The sequence below is a fragment of the Paenibacillus piscarius genome (assembly GCF_022234545.1).
Taxonomy (GTDB): Bacteria; Bacillota; Bacilli; order Paenibacillales; family Paenibacillaceae; genus Paenibacillus_AQ; species Paenibacillus_AQ piscarius.
Genome location: NZ_JAIEUI010000019.1, coordinates 81,489 through 99,548, shown reverse-complemented (window position 1 = coordinate 99,548; position 18,060 = coordinate 81,489). Strand labels below are relative to the sequence as shown.

The 18,060-nt window shown below is 52.4% G+C and carries 16 protein-coding genes and 1 pseudogene; 2 read left to right on the top strand and 15 right to left on the bottom strand.

Annotated elements, in window-relative coordinates; translation table 11 throughout:
• Positions 1 to 64: 64 nt before the first annotated feature.
• The 14 genes and pseudogenes from K1558_RS24820 to K1558_RS24755 all read right to left on the bottom strand — a co-directional run bounded on the left by K1558_RS24820 (position 65) and on the right by K1558_RS24755 (position 14,883).
• Positions 65 to 2,206, bottom strand: coding sequence for a penicillin-binding transpeptidase domain-containing protein (locus K1558_RS24820; protein ID WP_238654638.1), 2,142 nt, complete (start codon positions 2,204 to 2,206; stop codon positions 65 to 67).
• 140 nt (positions 2,207 to 2,346) lie between these two features.
• On the bottom strand, positions 2,347 to 2,742 hold the full coding sequence (locus K1558_RS24815; protein WP_238654637.1) for a hypothetical protein: 396 nt from the start codon (positions 2,740 to 2,742) through the stop codon (positions 2,347 to 2,349).
• A gap of 23 nt (positions 2,743 to 2,765) precedes the next feature.
• Complete coding sequence (rsmH, locus tag K1558_RS24810; RefSeq protein ID WP_238654636.1) at positions 2,766 to 3,719, bottom strand: 16S rRNA (cytosine(1402)-N(4))-methyltransferase RsmH; 954 nt, start codon at positions 3,717 to 3,719, stop codon at positions 2,766 to 2,768.
• A 40-nt stretch (positions 3,720 to 3,759) separates the two neighbouring features.
• Complete coding sequence (gene mraZ / locus K1558_RS24805; protein ID WP_238654635.1) at positions 3,760 to 4,197, bottom strand: division/cell wall cluster transcriptional repressor MraZ; 438 nt, start codon at positions 4,195 to 4,197, stop codon at positions 3,760 to 3,762.
• A 205-nt stretch (positions 4,198 to 4,402) separates the two neighbouring features.
• Positions 4,403 to 5,674, bottom strand: a complete 1,272-nt coding sequence (locus K1558_RS24800; protein WP_238654634.1) for an adenosylhomocysteinase — start codon at positions 5,672 to 5,674, stop codon at positions 4,403 to 4,405.
• Positions 5,675 to 5,729: 55 nt separating this feature from the next.
• Positions 5,730 to 7,361: a bacillithiol biosynthesis cysteine-adding enzyme BshC gene (gene bshC, locus K1558_RS24795; protein ID WP_238654633.1), complete on the bottom strand. Its 1,632-nt coding sequence runs from the start codon at positions 7,359 to 7,361 to the stop codon at positions 5,730 to 5,732.
• Between the two features lie 176 nt (positions 7,362 to 7,537).
• Positions 7,538 to 8,470 (bottom strand): ABC transporter ATP-binding protein, encoded by a 933-nt coding sequence (locus tag K1558_RS24790; RefSeq protein ID WP_238654632.1) that lies wholly within the window; start codon positions 8,468 to 8,470, stop codon positions 7,538 to 7,540.
• A gap of 70 nt (positions 8,471 to 8,540) precedes the next feature.
• Positions 8,541 to 8,753, bottom strand: a pseudogene (locus K1558_RS24785) (peptide ABC transporter ATP-binding protein); the annotation flags it as partial.
• Positions 8,752 to 9,702, bottom strand: coding sequence for an ABC transporter permease (locus K1558_RS24780; RefSeq protein ID WP_274528823.1), 951 nt, complete (start codon positions 9,700 to 9,702; stop codon positions 8,752 to 8,754). The pseudogene K1558_RS24785 and the gene K1558_RS24780, both read right to left, overlap by 2 nt.
• A gap of 3 nt (positions 9,703 to 9,705) precedes the next feature.
• The gene (locus K1558_RS24775; RefSeq protein WP_238654631.1) at positions 9,706 to 10,638 is read right to left on the bottom strand and encodes an ABC transporter permease; all 933 of its coding nucleotides are present in this window, start codon (positions 10,636 to 10,638) and stop codon (positions 9,706 to 9,708) included.
• Positions 10,639 to 10,864: 226 nt separating this feature from the next.
• The gene (locus K1558_RS24770) at positions 10,865 to 12,580 is read right to left on the bottom strand and encodes a peptide ABC transporter substrate-binding protein (RefSeq protein WP_238654630.1); all 1,716 of its coding nucleotides are present in this window, start codon (positions 12,578 to 12,580) and stop codon (positions 10,865 to 10,867) included.
• A 150-nt stretch (positions 12,581 to 12,730) separates the two neighbouring features.
• Positions 12,731 to 13,117: a DUF3397 domain-containing protein gene (locus K1558_RS24765; RefSeq protein ID WP_238654629.1), complete on the bottom strand. Its 387-nt coding sequence runs from the start codon at positions 13,115 to 13,117 to the stop codon at positions 12,731 to 12,733.
• Positions 13,118 to 13,123: 6 nt separating this feature from the next.
• The gene (locus K1558_RS24760) at positions 13,124 to 14,104 is read right to left on the bottom strand and encodes a ketopantoate reductase family protein (protein ID WP_238654628.1); all 981 of its coding nucleotides are present in this window, start codon (positions 14,102 to 14,104) and stop codon (positions 13,124 to 13,126) included.
• 131 nt (positions 14,105 to 14,235) lie between these two features.
• Positions 14,236 to 14,883, bottom strand: coding sequence for an RsfA family transcriptional regulator (locus tag K1558_RS24755; protein ID WP_238654627.1), 648 nt, complete (start codon positions 14,881 to 14,883; stop codon positions 14,236 to 14,238).
• 343 nt (positions 14,884 to 15,226) lie between these two features.
• Here K1558_RS24755 and K1558_RS24750 point away from each other — a divergent pair, with 343 nt between their 5' ends.
• On the top strand, positions 15,227 to 15,463 hold the full coding sequence (locus K1558_RS24750) for a DUF2626 domain-containing protein (protein ID WP_238654626.1): 237 nt from the start codon (positions 15,227 to 15,229) through the stop codon (positions 15,461 to 15,463).
• A 177-nt stretch (positions 15,464 to 15,640) separates the two neighbouring features.
• Complete coding sequence (locus tag K1558_RS24745) at positions 15,641 to 16,759, top strand: coiled-coil domain-containing protein (RefSeq protein ID WP_238654625.1); 1,119 nt, start codon at positions 15,641 to 15,643, stop codon at positions 16,757 to 16,759.
• Here the strand turns inward: K1558_RS24745 and K1558_RS24740 are convergent.
• Entirely contained in the window at positions 16,751 to 17,983 is a 1,233-nt protein-coding gene (locus K1558_RS24740) for an extracellular solute-binding protein (protein WP_238654624.1), read from the bottom strand. The genes K1558_RS24745 and K1558_RS24740 overlap by 9 nt on opposite strands.
• Between the last annotated feature and the right edge of the window lie 77 nt (positions 17,984 to 18,060).

Sequence of the window (18,060 nt, the reverse complement as noted above, 5' to 3'; positions counted from 1 at the left end):
CATGATCTCTTATCTTCATGACTATTCGGGACAAACAGGGGTTAGAACAAGCCCGGAGGTGCCGTTACTTCTTCCCGGCCTCTTCATCGCTGGTATCACCCGCCATGGCAACAGGAATATTCTCCCCATACGCATTAAGCGGGCTAAGCTTCAGCGCAACCTGGGTTTTACCGTTATTCTTGGTCTGAGTCTGCTCCGTGACATAACCTTCTCCATTGACGGAGATTCCCACCTTCAGCAGGTTGAGGATCTCCAGCGCATCGCGCAGGGATTGGCCGCGCAGATCAGGAAGCGTCAGGTTCTCTCCCTGCTCGCTGATCAGGTAGATCCGCTGCCCTGCAGTAAGCGGGGTATCCTTCTCGGGATATTGGCTGACCACATTTGCTCCTTGTCCTACCGCTTCAAAATCAAAACCCTGATTAATGAGCTGCTGTCTGGCAGCCTTTACGGTTTGGCCGGTGAGGTCCGGCGCCTTACGCTGGACCACAGCCTGAGCCTTCGGCGTCTTCTTGCTGTCAGGATTGGCGACATCGCCTGCCTTAGGCACGCCCATATAAGGAAGCGCCTGCGACACGATCTCCTTGAAGACCGGACCTGCTGCCTTACCGCCGCCGACCGCATCGGCAGGCTCGTCAATCGTTACGAATACAACAATCTTAGGGTCATTGGCCGGTGCATACCCCAGGAAGGAGGAACGCACCTTATCCCGGTCATACCCGCCCTTGCCGTCAGGCTTGATGGCTGTCCCCGTCTTGCCCGCAACCCGGTATCCATCGATGAAGGCATGTTTCCCTGTTCCGATCTGCTGATCAGCCACAACCTGCTCCAGATAGCTGCCTGTTTCACGGGCACTAGCTTCCGAGAGTACCTGACGCACAACCTCCGGCTGGGTCACCGTGGTCTTGCCAGTATTTGGATCGGTAACCTCCTTCACCACATGCGGCACCAGCAACTTGCCGCCGTTCGCAATCGCCGCCATAGCGGTAAGCTGCTCAATCGGCGTCACCAGCAGTTTGCCGTGCCCATAGGCAAGGGTAGCATTTTCAACCGCCCGGTTCGGGTCCGGGTTGACGAGCCCGGTGATCTCTCCCGGAAGATCAATCCCTGTCTTCTCACTGAAACCGAAATCATTGATATACTTCAGCAGCTTGTCCTTACCCAGCAACTCGTAACCGAACTTGACGAAGGCCACGTTACTGGACCGCTTGACCCCTTCAAGGAAGGTGATTGTGCCGTATCCGGCCCGGTTCATATCATAGATCGGCTTGCTGTATCCCTTAATCCGGATAGATCCCGAATGGACTTTTGCATTCGGATCAAACTGCTTCTCCTGCACCGCACCGGCCAGCGGAACGATCTTGAATGTGGACCCCGGCTCGAATCTCGTCATGATCGCATGGTTGAAGAAGCCCGCAGCGTCCTGATTGAGATCATAGTATTCGTTAGGGTTGAAGGTCGGCATATTCGCCAGCCCCAGAATCTCCATCGTGTTCGGATCGGCAGCAATGACACTGATTGATTTCGGCCGGTACTCAGCATACGCCTTCTTCATCGCCTGTTCAATATAGAGCTGAATCGTGCTGTCAATGCTCAGCTTGAAGTTGCTTCCGTTTACCACCGGCTGGAACGTATCCTTGGAATCCGGCAGCTTGACTCCTATACCATCACTCTGGTAATACAGCTTGCCGTCAACACCGGCGAGCTGCTGATCCAGCGACTTCTCCAGACCCATTACCGCTTTGCCGTCCCTGTCGGTATAGCCCAGAATATGGGCTGCCAGCGAATCCTTCGGATAGTAACGCTTCTGTTCCCGGACAAGGCCGACTCCGGTTTCCAGCGTATCATGCTCTTTCTTCAGCTTATCTACAAAAGCTTTTACTTTATCGGCCATCTCCTGGTCGATCTTCCAGCCCTCATTGCGGATTTCCCGGTTCTTCAGATACTCTCCATCTTTATCCTTGGCCTCTACCAGCTTCTTCAGCTCATCCACCGGCTTGCCAAGCAGCTCATGCAGGCCCTGAATCACCTCTTCACCGATTTTCTTCTCGGCAATGACCTTCGGGTTCACCACCACCGTATAAGCGGGAACATCGCTGGCCAGGACATTGCCGTTGCGGTCAGAGATCACCCCGCGGACTGCCTTGATAATAGACGTATGCGCCCATTGCTCGGCTGCGGCCTCTTGCCATTTCTCACGCTGAAGCACCTGGATCCAGAATACCCTTGCGACCAAAACAAGAAAAAAGAGGGTAATACACCCTCCTATAAACAGTGTGCGAAGTTTTATTCTTTTGACCATAAGGAACCCTCACAGCTTCTAGTATTGCGATTGCCGTTCATCGCTGGTTAGTTACCGGCCTTGTCAGTAGCCTGGCTGCTAATCGGCACATAGATTGTAGAATCAACGGATGGAATCACGTACCCCATCTCCTGCGCTCTCTGGACGATCGTCTGTTCAAGCTTCTGCTTCTCCATCTGATAGGTGGCAATTTGTTTCTTGTTCTTGGAAATTTCGGTGTCCAGCTTCTGGGCTTGCAGGTTCAAATCGTAAATATGGACGTAACGCCAGATTAGGGAGGCTGCTACCAGCACGAAGGCTCCCAGCGTCAGCATGTACAAAAGCTTCTCCTGCAGCGGCAGGACTCTGCGCCTGGTGACGACTTTTGTCTTCTCACGATAGAGCGGGTTTGCCTCTTGTTTCCTCTTAGGTTGCACTGCCAGGTTTCCGCGGGTATAAGCCATCTCTGATTCTCCTTTATCGTCATTTACAATTTCTCTGCAATACGCAGCTTAGCTGAACGGGCACGCGAATTCTGTTCCAGCTCTTCTTCTCCGGGTACAATGGGCTTGCGGTTGATCAGCTTCAGAGTGCCTTCGGCCCCGCATACGCAGTACGGAAGGTCAGGCGGGCAGGTACAACGGCTCAGGTAACTGCTGAAAATCTGCTTGCAGATCCGGTCCTCCAGCGAATGAAAGGTAATGACCGAGACCCTTCCCTCCGGCGCCAGACAGCGCACAGCGGCATGAAGCCCTTCCTCGAACGCCCCCAGCTCATCGTTGACGGCGATCCGCAGTCCCTGGAAGCTCCGTTTGGCCGGATGGCCGCCCGTCCGCCGGGCCGCTGCAGGAATCCCTTCCTTGATCAGCTCGGCCAGCTCCCCGGTACTCTCAATTGGACGTTCTTCCCTGCGCTCCACAATCCTGCGGGCAATCCGCCGGGAGAACTTCTCTTCGCCATACTGGAAAAGCACCCTGGCAATCTCCTGCTCGCTCCAGGTATTGACGATATCCGCCGCGGTGAGCTTCGCCGACTGGTCCATCCGCATATCCAGCGGAGCATCATGATTGTAGCTGAAGCCCCGTTCCCCTTCGTCAAACTGCGGAGAGGAGACCCCCAGATCGAACAGAATCCCGTCCACCTGCGGAACACCATCCACCTGCGGGACGAACGGCAGCGACTTCAGCACAGCCTCCAGATCACGGAAGTTGGTCTTGACGGTCACCACCTTGTCTCCGTAGCCGGATAATTTCTCTTTCGCATTGTTCAGCGCCCAGTCGTCCTGATCCAGACAGATCAGACGGCCCTTGCCGCTAAGCCTGGAGGCAATCAGCGAGCTGTGCCCGGCTCCCCCGAGCGTACAGTCCACATATATGCCATCCTGCTTGACGTGCAGCCCTTCTGTCGCTTCTTCCTTAAGCACCGTGATGTGGTGAAACAAGCTGCATCCCTCCAAGGCAGTAATTCCGATTGTGTGTGTGTTATAGATCAAAATTGAAATCCACCAGCTTCTCGGCGATTTCGTTGAACGATTCCTCTGACTGTTCGTAGTACTGCTCCCAAAGCTGCTTGTTCCAGATCTCCACCCGGTTTGAAACGCCCAGAATGACACAGTCCTTGTCGAGCTTGGCGTATTGCCGCAGATTCCCCGGCAGATTCACCCTGCCCTGCTTGTCCCATACACATTCAGTCGCTCCCGAGAAAAAGAACCGGCTGAAGGCACGGGCATCCGATTTCATCAGTGAAAGGCTTTTGAGCTTGTGCTCCATGATTCCCCATTCTTCCATGGGATAAACAAACAGGCATGAGTCCAGGCCGCGGGTCGCCACGAAGGAAGCGCCGAGCATGTCACGGAACTTGGCCGGGATAATGATCCGGCCCTTATCGTCGATGGTATGCTGGTATTCCCCCATAAACATAAGCTACTCCCACCCCTGAATCCCGATTCCCCACTTTGCCCCACTTTTCACCACCTAAGCATAATAGATTCGCCATTAAAAATCAAAAACCTTCTTCCGCGCGAAGGTAATTTTTTCTTCTTGTCAAGCGGCACTCTATTCTGCCTGAAAACACGCAAAAGCCCGGGCCATTTGACTGGCTCCGGGCTCATATAGATCCTTATGCTTAGTCGTTCAGATTCCAGCTGTCCAGATAATCCACCTGAGCCTGCGTGAGACTGTCGATGGCAATGCCCAGACTCTCCAGCTTGAAGCGCGCTACCTGCTCATCCAGCTCGTAAGGAACATTCTCTACTTTGACGCCAATATTCTTGTAATTGTCATTCACATATCTCAGCGAGAGTGCCTGCAGGGCAAAGGTCGTATCCATAATCTCCGCCGGGTGGCCATCTGCCGCTCCCAGGTTAACCAGACGTCCTTCAGCCAGCAGATACAGCTTCCGTCCATCCTTCAGCTGATACTCTTCGATATTCTTGCGCACCGTCCGCTGGGACACCGAACGCTCAGCCAGCTCCGGCTTATTCACTTCCACGTCGAAGTGCCCGGCATTGCAGAGAATCGCGCCGTCCTTCATGACGTCATAGTGCTCACCGCGGATCACATACCGGTTGCCGGTAACGGTAACGAAGAAGTCTCCTTGCTTCGCCGCCTCCAGCATTGGCATCACATGGAACCCGTCCATATGGGCCTCTACCGCTTTGATCGCATCCACTTCAGTGACGATAACATTCGCACCTAGTCCCTTAGCGCGCATCGCTACGCCTTTACCGCACCAGCCGTACCCGACCACAACTACGGTTTTGCCGGCCACAATCAGATTTGTCGTGCGAACAATGCCGTCCCATGCCGATTGTCCTGTGCCGTAGCGGTTGTCGAACAAATATTTGCAATAAGCGTCATTTACTGCCACCATCGGGAATTTCAGCATTCCCTGCTTCTGCAGCGCCTTCAGCCGGATGATCCCTGTAGTAGTCTCTTCCGCTCCGCCGCGGATGTTCTCCATCAGGTCAGGCCGTTCGGAATGCAGCAGTGTCGCAAAGTCCCCGCCGTCGTCAATAATCAGATCCGGCTTGCTCTCCAGCGCCTTGATGTTCAGCGCCTTGAACTCTTCAGGAGAAGGATTGTACTTGGCGAATACGGTGATGCCGTCCTCTACCAGTGCAGCACATACATCATCCTGTGTGGACAATGGATTGGAGCCGGTAATCGTTACTTCAGCACCGCCGGCCTGAACCACCTTGGCCAGATAAGCCGTCTTCGCTTCCAGGTGAAGCGTAATTGATACCTTCAGTCCCTTGAACGGCTGCTCCGCTTCAAACTGCTCACGGATGCGGTTCAGCACCGGCATATGCTGGCGGACCCAGTCGATTTTGAGATGGCCCTCAGGCGCAAGGGACATATCAGCGACAATACTGTTTTCCTTGGATAATGAACTCATAGAATGAAACCCTCCTTCAACATTTTGAGTCAGCCTGCCTGCATTTCACTGCTTCTTACATATAAATGATACGGTGTGTTCCGCTGAAGTCGGCGGGCACAGCCATTACATCCTCAAGCCATCCAAGTCCGTAACGGTTAAGATAGTACATCATATTATATACACGTTCCTGCAGCTTACCCAGCGGTATCAGCGACAGCTCGATCCGTTCCCACTGGCGCAGCGCAGCTTCATTCTGCTTCTCCAGCGCGTCAAGCGCCTTAGCTTCCAGGAAGGAAATCTGATCAAGAATCTTATCCTTGTTATTGTTCCCCAGCTTCAGCAGACCCGCCTGAATGCTGCCAAGCTGTTCAATCAGCGGTTCATACATTCCGGAGAACACCGTCCGGATCTCTTCGAACCGGTCTTCCAGCCTTAGCTCGTCTTGGGCGCTCAGCCACTCTTTACGTTTATTGTCCAGGCCCCCCTGCACATCCGTGAAGGTCAGGCCGTATTTATCCATATGCTTCTTAAGCGTTCCTTCTATTACTGTAAAAGACATCCGCGGAAGAATCAGCGGCATTTGCCCGTCCAGCACCCGGAAGGCCTGCTGCGGAATAGCCCAATAGGCGATTTCGCCCTGTCCAAGTACTGTAGCCAGTACAGGCAGCAGATAATCCTGCATCAGCGGGCGGGTCAGCACGTTATTGCTGAACCGTTCAGGGTGATTCTCCAGTTGCTTCAGCAATTCTTCCCGGGAAAAGGATACCGTGCCCTTCCGGTCTGTGAACTGTCCCTCCTCCTTATGGAGCAGCAGGCGTGCACCTTCATGTATATAGAAGAGATTCGCATTGCCTGGCGTCACATCGGCCTGCAGTTCATATCCGCTGGCGGTAATCTGTTCAGCCGCTGCCAGGTAGGCTGCCTCCAGCTCGTCATTGCGCTCTATAATAGAAGTGAACATCGGCGCTTCCAGCCTGCGCAGGGCAGGATCGGCTGAATCCAGCAAGATCAGGCCGAATTGCCCGAACAAGGAGCCCATCAGCTTGGCAAAGGCTTCCGTCATATTCCCGGCACTCTCCGCCGCAGCGGTAACCAGCTCCATGAGCTGCGGCTTGAACTCGCTGTCCTGCAGCAGTCCATCCAATTGCTCCACAGCCTGCTGCCAGCTTTCGGCATCCACGCTGATCTGGCTGACCGGCGACCGCGGCCCGTCGCCGCGATCCAGCTTAATGCGGGAGATTTCGCCGCTGCGGTTCAGTACATAAGTATGATTGACCTCATCCCAGTCATGATCCTCCCCGGCAATCCAGAACAGCGGCACAACAGGCCGTCCGAGCTGCTCTGCGGCCTCACGGGCCGCCTGAATCACCGTAATGGCCTTATAGGCCACAAATAACGGACCGGTGAACAAGCCGCTCTGCTGGCCGCCTGTCACCACCAGGGTATCAGGCTGCTCCAATAGCTCAATCGAGCGGAGGACCTCCTCATGGGCATTGTGCTTGCCATTATAATCGCGTAAGGCTGCAGCAACCTCCGCCCGGTCAGCCCGTAGGCTGCCGGTACGGTCCAGCCATTCAGCGCGCTCCGCCCGGCTCTCCCGGCTGCGGAAGTCACCGCCATACAAATGTCCTACTCTTTCATATTGATGTATATAGTCACCGGCGAGCGCAGATCCGCCCGGCAGTGGTTCAGGTACAACATTCATATCTAGTGGCCTCCAGTTCTCCATGTTCCTGCTGTATGTAAATCATATTCAGTAAACAACCCTTTATGATTGTATCCAATGTTGGGTGCGGCGTCAAAGAAATGTCTCCACCGGCATGTTGAAAGCAAGAGGCGAGAGCTGATCGCTCCCGCCTGTGGTGACTGTCACTATTAAGATTAAGCAAACTGTCTGGCGACGAAATGTCCCTTGGACACCTCAACCAGTTCATAATCGCTGTCGTTGGATTTCTCGCCGGCAGCATAGATCGGGCTGCCCAGCTCATCATGCAAATGAATGCGTTTTTTGTTCGCTTCCACCTCAGGGTCCGGTACCGGAATAGCAGACAGCAGGGATTTGGTGTACGGATGAATCGGGTTCGCGTACAATTCTTCGCTCTCTGCGAGCTCCACCATTTTACCCAGATACATTACAGCCACACGGTCACTGATATGCTTGACCATGGACAGGTCATGGGCAATGAAGAGATACGTCAATCCCAGACGGTCCTGCAGCTCCTTCAGCAGGTTGACGACCTGTGCCTGAATGGAAACGTCAAGCGCAGAGATCGGCTCATCGCAGACGATGAACTTCGGATTCACTGCAAGCGCCCGGGCAATCCCGATACGCTGGCGCTGGCCGCCGGAGAATTCATGCGGATACCGGGTGGCATGATCGTGGTTCAAGCCTACCATATCCAGCAGTTCTTCAATCCGCTTCTTGCGTTCCTGGCGGCTTCCGGCCATACCATGGATATCCAGTGCTTCGCCGATAATATCAGATACTGTAAACCGCGGATTAAGCGAGGCATACGGGTCCTGGAAGATCATCTGCATATCGCGGCGCATCGCCTTCATCTTGCCGCCCGATAATTTGTAGATATCGGTTCCCTGGTATTTCACGCTTCCTGCAGTCGGCTCATACAAGCGGAGAACGGTACGGCCTGCAGTCGTCTTGCCGCAGCCGGACTCCCCTACCATTCCCAGGGTTTCACCTTCACGGATCGAGAAGCTAATATTGTCAACAGCCTTAAGCACTCTTCCTTTGCCTACGTTGAAATACTTCTTAAGGCCTTCTACTTCAATCAGGTTCTTGCTCAAATTCTTACTCATGCGGACTGCACCTCCTTCTTGGTTATACTTAGGCAGGGAATTCTTAAAGATCTCCCAGCCTTCACCAGCAAAATTCGTGGAGATATTGGTTAACGCGGGCCTCCGCATTTGTAATGCCCACCAGCTTCAGCATTTCAACCTCTTCCGCTTCGGCCGCTGACATATTCGATAGTGTGATCAAAACTTCGGTTTATCTGTTCCCCACCTTGATCCTTGGGTTCAAAGAAGTCATCGGGTCTTGAAGTATCATGCCAATATCTTTACCGCGAATGGATTCCATTCTATTTCTTCAGCTTAGGATCGAGCGCATCGCGCAGACCGTCACCAAAGATGTTGAAGGACAGCATCGTTAAGCTGATCAGAATAGCCGGGAACAGGAAGCGCCACGGATAATACAGCCAGCCGGTCAGTGAGTCATTAATCATCGAACCCAGTGAAGCTACAGGAGCCTGTACGCCGAGACCAAGGAAGCTCAGGAACGCTTCAGCGAAGATGGCGTTCGGCACAGACAATGTAATTGTTACGATAATAGGTCCTACAGCATTCGGCAAAAGATGCTTGAAGAGCAGCCGCTTCGACCCGGCACCCATCGAACGGGAGGCCAATACGAATTCACGGTTCTTCAGCTGCATAATCTCCCCGCGGACAATCCAGGACATGGTAATCCAGCCCGTAATCGTCAGTGCCAGGATGATTGTACCAAGACTCGGCTCAAGCACCACCAGCAGCAGGATAACTACCAGCAGGTAAGGGATAGAGTAGAGAATTTCCGAAATCTTATTCATGATGTTGTCTACACGTCCGCCGAAGTAACCCATAATTCCGCCGTAGATCACCCCAATGAAGAGGTCAATCGCCGCGGCGGCAAGTCCGACAATCAGCGAGATCCGTGCGCCGTACCAGGTACGGACGAAGATGTCACGCCCCAGATCATCGGTACCAAACCAATGGTCGGATAATGAAGGGGGCTTATTAGTAGCGAGCAAGTCATTTGAGTAGTAGTTATACTTAGAGAACATTGGAGCAAAAATCGCTGCAAGTACGATCAGTCCAAGCACGCCCAGTGCGGTCATGGCCATCTTGTTCTGGCGCAGACGCTCCCAGGAATCCCGCCAGGCGGAGAGACTCTCGCGCTGAATGACCTCAGCCTTCCGTTCATCAATGCCGACTTTACGGAAATCATCAGGTGTCAGGTCCGCATGCTGCGGAACCAGGTTTTTGTCAGAAGCCAATCGTTAGCCCTCCTTTCCGCCAGTTAGTTTGATACGCGGATCTACAAATACATACGCAATATCCGTGATGAAGCGTGCGACCATCAGCAGTACACCATAGAAGATAGTGATCCCCATAATGACAGTGTAATCGCGAACGCCAATGGCTTCGACAAACTGCTTGCCGATCCCGCCGACACCGAAGATCTGCTCGATAACGACCGAACCGGTAACGATGTTAGCCGTCATTGGCCCCATGTAGGTGACAACCGGCAGAATCCCGTTGCGCAGCACGTGGCGGCTCAGAATCGCAGCCCAGCTCAGACCCTTGGCCTTAGCCGTCTTGATGTAGTCTGCATTCAGCACCTCCAGCATACTCGAACGCGTCAGCCTCGCTATGAAGGCTATCGGCTGTGCCGAGAGTGCGGTTACAGGCAGGAAGTAATACATGGGCCCCTTAAACCCGGAGACCGGGAACATATGAAACTTGTAGGCGAACACATACTGGAGCAGCGAGGCGACTACAAAGCTCGGAACCGCAATCCCCAGCACCGCCAGCACCATGGCTGCACTGTCTATAAACTTGCGGTGATAGAGTGCCGCCATCATGCCGAGAAAGACTCCGACAATAACCGACACAATAATTGCGATAACCCCCAGCTTCAGAGACGCCGAGAACGTTTGCCCGATCAAATGGGTTACATCCTGGTTCAGCCGCTTCATGGACACACCCAAATCACCCTGGGCGATTTCACCCAAATACTTGAAATACTGATGATAGAGCGGCTTGTCCAATCCATATTGCTCATATAAACGCGCTTTAATTTCCGGCGGAACCTTCTTTTCAGAAGTGAACGGGTCCCCCGGAATAGCTTTCATCAGAAAAAAAGTCGCTGAAATCAGCACAAACAGCGAAACAAGCATATAGAAAAACTTATTGGCAATGTAACGAACCATCCCCATCAACACCTCCTTTGACTATTTTTGAGACACATAATTAGATTTTATGAAAAAATTGACCATTTGTCTAATTTCTTATTTTGTAAGTTCGTGAAATGTTTAACAAAAGGCCGGAAATGCAAAAAAAAGGGATATATATGGAATTCCACATATATATCCCGAAGTGTAAACCTACCTTCAGAAGATCACTATTCAGTTATTCCAACTGAAGGTTCTGGCTATCTTAGTGCTCAAGCAGGTAAGCACGAGTGAAGTCGATTGCACCGCTGAAGTCAAGAGTTACACCTTTGAGGTACTCTTTAGTCAGGGAGTTGTTAGTGTAATAGTAGAACGGAATCAGGATCATGTCATCCTGAATGATCATTTTTTCCGCTTTCGCGAACAGCTCTTGACGTTTAGCCAGGTCGGAGCTTGTTTTTGCTTCTTGGATCAGCTTATCGTACTCAGGGTTAGCGTAACCAGTATCATTGTTACCGCCGCCTGTTACCCACATATCCAGGAAGGTCATTGGATCATTGTAATCCGCAGTCCAGCCTGCACGTGCGATCTGGTAGTTCAGGTTCTGACGGTTGTCGATGAATACAGCCCATTCCTGGTTCACAGTGTTAACAGTGATACCCAGAGCTTTTTTCCACATATCAGCTACAGCCAGAGCGATCTTCTTGTGGCCTTCACTTGTGTTGTAGGACAGTTCAACCGGAGGCAGTGTAGTCAGGCCTTCTTCAGCCAGACCTTCAGCCAGCAGCTTCTTAGCTTCTTCTGCATCTTCTTTGAAGTAATCGTCTTTGATTGCATTGCGGAATTCACCGTCAGCACCGGCGATACCAGGAGGTACGAAGCCAAATGCAGGGATCTGTCCGCCCAGGGTTACATTGTCGATCAGAGCCTGACGGTTAACAGTCATAGCCAGGGCTTTACGGATTTTAACGTTGTCGAACGGTTTTTCAGTGATGTTGAATTCATAGTAGTAGGTACTTGCGATACCTTTTCTCTGGAATTCGTTAGGCAGTTCTTTCTGAACGATTGGAATCTGTTCCTGCGGAAGTTCACCATGCGGTGCGCCTGCACGGTCAAGTTCGCCGTTCTTGTAGCTCAGGAGTTCAGTTGCTCCGCTGTTAATCAGGGAGAAGTCAATCTTGCTCAGCTTGATGTTAGCAGCATCCCAGTACTTGTCGTTCTTGCTTACTTGCAGAGATTGACCAGTAGTCCACTCTGTCAGCGTGAACGCACCGTTAGTGATCATAGTGTCTTTGCTTGTAGCCCACTTAGGATTACTTTCAACGGATTTGTGCACAGGGTAATAAGTATAGAAGGACAGAAGTCCAAGGAAGTAAGGAGTTGGAGCCTTCAGCGTAACTTCAAGAGTCTTGGCATCTACAGCCTTAACGCCTACTTCGTTGAAATCTGTAACTTTCTTAGTGTAGTATTCTTCACCATTCTTCAGGTAGTACAATTGGTAAGCATAAGGTGCAGTAGGGTCTGTGTTCGGATCGAGCACGATCTTCCATGCGCGGACGAAGTCAGCAGCTTCTACCGGATCACCGTTGCTCCACTGCGCATCACGCAGGTGGAAGGTATATACCAGACCGTCAGCGGAAATATCCCACTTCTCGGCAATACCTGGCTCAGCCTGGCCAGTCTCATCATTCATGCGGGTCAAGCCTTCATACATCGTCTTCAGCACAGTGTTAGCCTGGCTGTCTTGCGCTTGTGCCGGGTTAAACGTAGGTGGTTCTGCAGTCAGGTTAACTCTGAGTGTCTGGTCAGCAGCCAGCTTCTCATCTCCTGATCCTGTGTTGGTGCTGCCCTCGGGTGCAGTCGTCGCCGCTGCATTGGTGCCGCTGTTGCCATTGTTCTTGTTGCCGCCGCAGCCTGCAAGCACTGTGCCGATCACCAAGACTAATGCCAACATAAGCAATAGACTTTTACTCTTCTTCATCTAGCAGTTCCCCCTAAATAGAATGTGGTATATGGTTTATGATTATACAACCAGTGGTCAAAAAAATCTAGAGCAATATTTTCTGAAAACGACTTTTTTTTAATTCTTTAAAATTTTGTGACGTTGACGCTTCACCGGAGCAGTGGAACATTACATCGCTTGTGATATGTATTGAATGAGGCCTACAATCATAAATAATACGTAACCGGCACCTAAAAAAAAGAATGAAAGCCGCCATACGGCCCGGAGCAACCGCTGTCCGTCCACCTTTCCTTTGAGCCGATTCTGTGCCCCTCCAATCAGTCCGGCGGATATTAATACAATTAATAGTATAAGAAAGAAGCCGAAGGTGGAGTCAAAAATAATATTGAACAAGCCTGAAACGGACAGCAGCAAAAATAAAGTGGTTACGTCCATCGCCAGCATCATTATTTTTCTCTTGTCCTGATTGAGCCCCATTCCTACGAAATATACAATTAAAAAAGGAACAATCGGAATAACGCTTAACACGCCGAACGAATTCCGGAGAAATTCCAAACAGCCTCACCCCTCCCTCACAGTCATGCCTTCTACCAGACCGCAGATCCAGCGGTGCAGCGGAGCGTCAATCTCCTGCCGCCGTCCCATTTCCACAATGCTTCCGTTAATCCAGCGGATTTCCGTCTCCCTTGCAGCAAGCACATCGGCCAGCATGGAGGAAATATTCCCCGAGGTCGCCCGGCACACTTCCTGAGCGGCATCCCACAGCTGAGGTCCGGCGGGAATCCCGCAGGCTTCATAAATGCGGGCTGCCTCAGTGTACAGCTCCTTCATGAGCTGCATACGTCCGGGGGAGTCCAGCAATTCGCCGTTTCGGACCCGCCAGACGGCGGTCAGGGGATTAATCAGAGCATTGATCATGAGCTTCCGGTAAATGATGGTATCCACTTCTTTCGACAGAGAGGCGTCAAATCCTGCTGTGATCAGAGCATCAATGAAACTTATTACTGCGGCGGGCCAAGAATTCTGCTCGTTCAGCTTTGTCCCGTCTAATGACCGGCTGTTCTTCCCTATACATATTTCCCCTTTGCCGGCATGAATAACCTCTGTTAATGTTTTCCTCTTAGCCGCTTCTGTTGTAACTGCCGCCCAGATGGAGGATGCCGGCAGCAGCTCCTGGAGCAATTCGAGATGTCCGCAGCCGTTCTGGAAGCCTATCATTGTAAGATTCAGGCCGCGGAGCGGCCGGAGAATCTCCGGAAGATCCTGATGGAGCACCTTCTGTTTGACTGTGATCAGCGTAACATCCCCGGGGTCTGTCAGCTGCTGCTGAGTGTATTCCTTCACCGTCCCAGCAGAGAAGCTGCCTCCGCCAACGGTCAATGAAGCGGTGCCGTCTTCATAGCTGATGGTCAGCCCATGTTCTGTTAAAGCCCGGCTCTGCTCTTCACTCCGGCACCAGATCCGTAAGACTGCTCCCCCGCTGATCAGCCGGCCGGCCAGCAATAACCCCAAAGAGCCCGCACCTATAATATCAATGATCATGACGCAATGCCTCCTGCCGCCCTCCAATAATTTTCCTAATTATATCCTGCCCGTCCGCTTCAATGCAAAACAAAAAACCCTGCAAAACTGTGCAGATTCGCACCGTTGCAGGGCCTGGCAGGAGTGATTTTCTATTCAATGCGCTCCAGGTTTCCGTTTGCATCCATTTTGAAGCGGGTTTTCTCTTCATCCTCTTCATTGAGGAAAGCCAGTCTGCGGGCACGGTCCATAATCTGAATCAGTGCCTTGTAGTCGTCATTGACCACACGGTAATCGCTCTGTGCGAGATTCACTTCCTTGGATAGACGTTCATTCTCCACTCTAAGCTCGGCCAGCTCGTCTTCCTTCTCGCGCAAATCGCGCTCCAGCATCTTAAGCTGGCGGCCGGCCTCCTGGAAGGTCCCCTTCCACTGCCTAAGGAACCGGATTACTGCATCAATGGACAGACTGTTCTCACTCATGCCTTCGCTGCGGCTGTAGTCTTCTTCAAGGTCTCCAAGAACAAGTCCGGCCACCTGCGCCCCCCGGGATGCGGGCTGTTTCTTCAGATAACTCCGTTTTTGCCGCTGGCTTTTAGCAATCCCAATGGCATCCTCATAGCTTTTGCGGACACAGCTGTTCCAGCGGAACCCGCAGGCTGCGGAGGTTCTGCCGATTTTTTCACCCACCTCTTCAAAAGCAGCAAGCTGTGTGCTGCCTTCCCGGATATGACGCAGCGTGATTTCTGCCAATATCAGATCATCTTCCGCACTCCATGCATCCTGTCTAACGGCTGTCATAAAGCCTAACCCTCCTAACAACATCTTGAAATAACCATCTTCAGAACCGGCAGCTTTGCCGGGCAGTGAATAGGATAAAAGCTGCTTACTCCATTTCTATGCCTCTATTAGAGTTCATAGAATCTATTTGATACTAATTTGTATTTCCAAATTGTCCGCAGCTCATACTACCTTTGCTATAATTTCTCTTTTCCCGAGAGAATGGCTTGTGTCAATTATAAAAATCATATTTTTTATTATTTTTTGTAATTTTTTTGATGAATTCGTTTACAGTGTTTTGGAGAGCCGCTATAATGAATGATAAGAGCTGTAGCCGGATTCATACTGGAAGGGGGACCCTCTCTTGGACCGCATGTTTCGCGTATTGGGCTTTTTCACACTTGTCATTGGACTGATGGCTTTTGCCGGAGATCTTACGGAGATGGCGCTGTTATTCTTTTTACAGACCGCTTTTTTTGTGATTCTGGGCTACATGAAATTTACCGAAAGAACCTACATCCTGCTGTTTTGGGGATATATGATTGTTACGTTTACAGGCTTTAGCTATTGGACGATTTTCGAGATGGGCTTGCCGCTCTAAAGCATAATACGCATATTATAGGATGAAACGGATAGTTCTCCCTGCCCCGGAGACCCTCTCCGTTTTTTTGTTTGCAGAATTGTAGTTCTGCCGGGGCCGAAACAGGGTATGATATTTTTACAGGCTGAATCATAAGATTAGTACATACCTGTTAACTCTGTCCAAGGTGGTGGTGTGTTGTTATCCCAGAGTTCCTTACGCCGGTTATTCGCAGCAGTAATCATTCTTATCTGCATCATTGCCCAGCCCGCCTCTACGGTATATCTGTCTGCCGGGCCCGGTGTCCCTCCGCCTGCCATGCCGGATAATGAGGAGACCCGCAAGCTGCTGGAGCAGACATTGTCCTCGGCTGAAATTGAACGTGAGATCGTCCGGATTACAGCAGAGCAAGAGACGCTGGAGGCCAAGGTGGCCGAACTTACCAAGCAGGCCGCTGCCAAAGAAGCCAGCATCACAGATACGCGGGAGCGCGCAGGTGCTGTAGTCAGGGCTTATTATATGGGTGAACGGGACGGTCTTCTGGCTGCCTTCCTCTCGGCCAAAAGCATCAGCAGGATTCTTGCACTGGCGGATTATTATGAGATCATTATGGGTCAGGACCGCCGGACACTGAAGGAATACGAGACACAGTATAAGGATTTGAACAGCACGCTTACCGCCGCCCAGCGCAGCAGCCGGGAGCTGGCTGAGCTTAGAGCCGCTCTGGAGGAGCAGCAGAAGCGTGTGCTTGCATTGAATGAAGAGATTGAAGGCGGGATTCAGGCCAGCACCGACCCTGCGAGTATGGAGCGCCTGCTGGAGGAATTCGGCAAGTATTGGGAGAATATCGGACTGCATGAAGTGAAGAAATATTTCAAAGCCCTGGCCTCTGCCATGAAGCATCTGCCGGAGTATGTCCAGGGCCGTGACGGGGTGCTGGTCCGCAAGGGGATGACTTATAATCTGGCGCTGTCGGAGGAGGATCTGAATAGCTTCCTGGTCTCGCAGAATAAGCTGTTCCAGGATTTCCGGTTTGTCTTCCAGGACAATTCAATTACGGCTACCGGTAAAAGCGGGGGATTATCGCTCGCCCTGACCGGCCACTATACGATACAGGAGAAGCCGGTCAACGGGCTGATGTTCCATGTGGATGATGTTGTATTCAACGGGCTGCAGCTGCCTGATACCACCCGCCAGGCGCTGGAGGAAGAATTCGATCTGGGCTTCTATCCGTCCCGGATTGTCTCATTCCTGCAGGCCACTGAAGTATCCAGCACCGAAGGCGTGCTTCATGTGAAGCTGTCCCTCTCATTCTGAGGATGCCGCAGCAGCCGCTTCATACCCGGCCGCATCCAGCTTGCCGGTTAGTAACTGAAGCATAGCTTCCGCCTTGGCCTTCCATCCGCCCTCCGAGCCTGCCCGGGGGGCGTTGTCTTCTGCCAGGAACCATCCGGCCGGCACCGGGAGATGCTCCAGCTCCGGCAGGTTCGAGCGGTACAGCTCATCCAGCGCAGGCAGGCGGTCCGTATTCTTGAGCCATTCCAGCTGGGCGCTGCGTGAAGTGACATATGCCAGCCATTGAACAGCTGTTTCAGGGTTCCCGGCTTGAGCCGGAAGGGCAAAGAAGCGGCTGTTCATCCTCTCGTATCCTGCTAATCCCTCCTGCTTCCCCGGTGTCTGCACTGCAAGTGTCGAATTCCCGTGCGCCTTCCATTCGGAGAGCGGCACGGCCGCCACTGCCAGCTTCCCATCCTGCAGCAGCTCCCAGATGTTCTCGTTATGCCGGCTGGTCAGATAAAACCTGCTGCGCACCGCTTCGATCCACTGGGCCTGCGCCAGCCCGGCAGACTGCAGTCCGCTCCCCATACTCTGCAGCACAGCGGACACTCCGTAAGGATTCTGTGTATCCAGCGCCAGCAGATATGTATCCTTCTGCGGTTCATTCTTCAGCTGCGCCAGCAGCATATTCCACTGCTCCAGACTGGCCGGCGCTTCCGTTAAGCCCAGCCCGGCGAGCCGCTGCGGGGAATAGACCAGAACATAAGGATCGATGTCCAGAGGTACCCCCCAGTTATATCCATTCCATTGAATCTGCGGAATCAGCATGGCCAGCGGCGTACTTCCCGGAGCGCTCTGATAGATATCTACAGGCAGCAGATACCCGCGCGACGCCAGATCATAGATGCTATGCCCGTCAAGCATGATGATATCAGGACTGGCTCCGACCGTTAATTCCTGCCGGATCTGCGAGGCTTCATCCTCCGTCCCGGTATTCTTGAACCGCACGCTCACGCCGGTAGATAAGGAATAATTCTTGCTGATCTGTTCCAGGACACTGAAATCGCTGCTGTTCAGGAAGACACGGATGGTCAGGCTCTGGACCTCCCCGGCTTCACCTGAAGGAGGACGCTCCGACTGGTCGGGCGGCTGTCTCGGCGGATAGGCTCCGCGGTCTGTATTGAGCTCCATGCTTGGCGACAAGCTGGTCAGCGACAGAAGCAGAACGGCAAACAGCAGCCAGTAATTTTTGCGTTTCAGCACAGGCTCTCTCTCCTTCGGCAGTTTCTTCTATTTTAGCAGACCTGGACGGGCTTGTCTGCGATCTGTGAAACCGTTCT

Bases quoted from the DNA above. Each gene is read 5' to 3' on its own strand.
- mraZ (WP_238654635.1), bottom strand. From the start codon at position 4,197: ATGTTTATGGGGGAATACCAGCATACCATCGACGATAAGGGCCGGATC.
- K1558_RS24770 (WP_238654630.1), bottom strand. From the start codon at position 12,580: ATGAAGAAGAGTAAAAGTCTATTGCTTATGTTGGCATTAGTCTTGGTG.
- bshC (WP_238654633.1), bottom strand. From the start codon at position 7,361: ATGAATGTTGTACCTGAACCACTGCCGGGCGGATCTGCGCTCGCCGGT.
- K1558_RS24790 (WP_238654632.1), bottom strand. From the start codon at position 8,470: ATGAGTAAGAATTTGAGCAAGAACCTGATTGAAGTAGAAGGCCTTAAG.
- K1558_RS24775 (WP_238654631.1), bottom strand. From the start codon at position 10,638: ATGGTTCGTTACATTGCCAATAAGTTTTTCTATATGCTTGTTTCGCTG.
- K1558_RS24760 (WP_238654628.1), bottom strand. From the start codon at position 14,104: ATGATCATTGATATTATAGGTGCGGGCTCTTTGGGGTTATTGCTGGCC.
- K1558_RS24800 (WP_238654634.1), bottom strand. From the start codon at position 5,674: ATGAGTTCATTATCCAAGGAAAACAGTATTGTCGCTGATATGTCCCTT.
- K1558_RS24755 (WP_238654627.1), bottom strand. From the start codon at position 14,883: ATGACAGCCGTTAGACAGGATGCATGGAGTGCGGAAGATGATCTGATA.
- K1558_RS24815 (WP_238654637.1), bottom strand. From the start codon at position 2,742: ATGGCTTATACCCGCGGAAACCTGGCAGTGCAACCTAAGAGGAAACAA.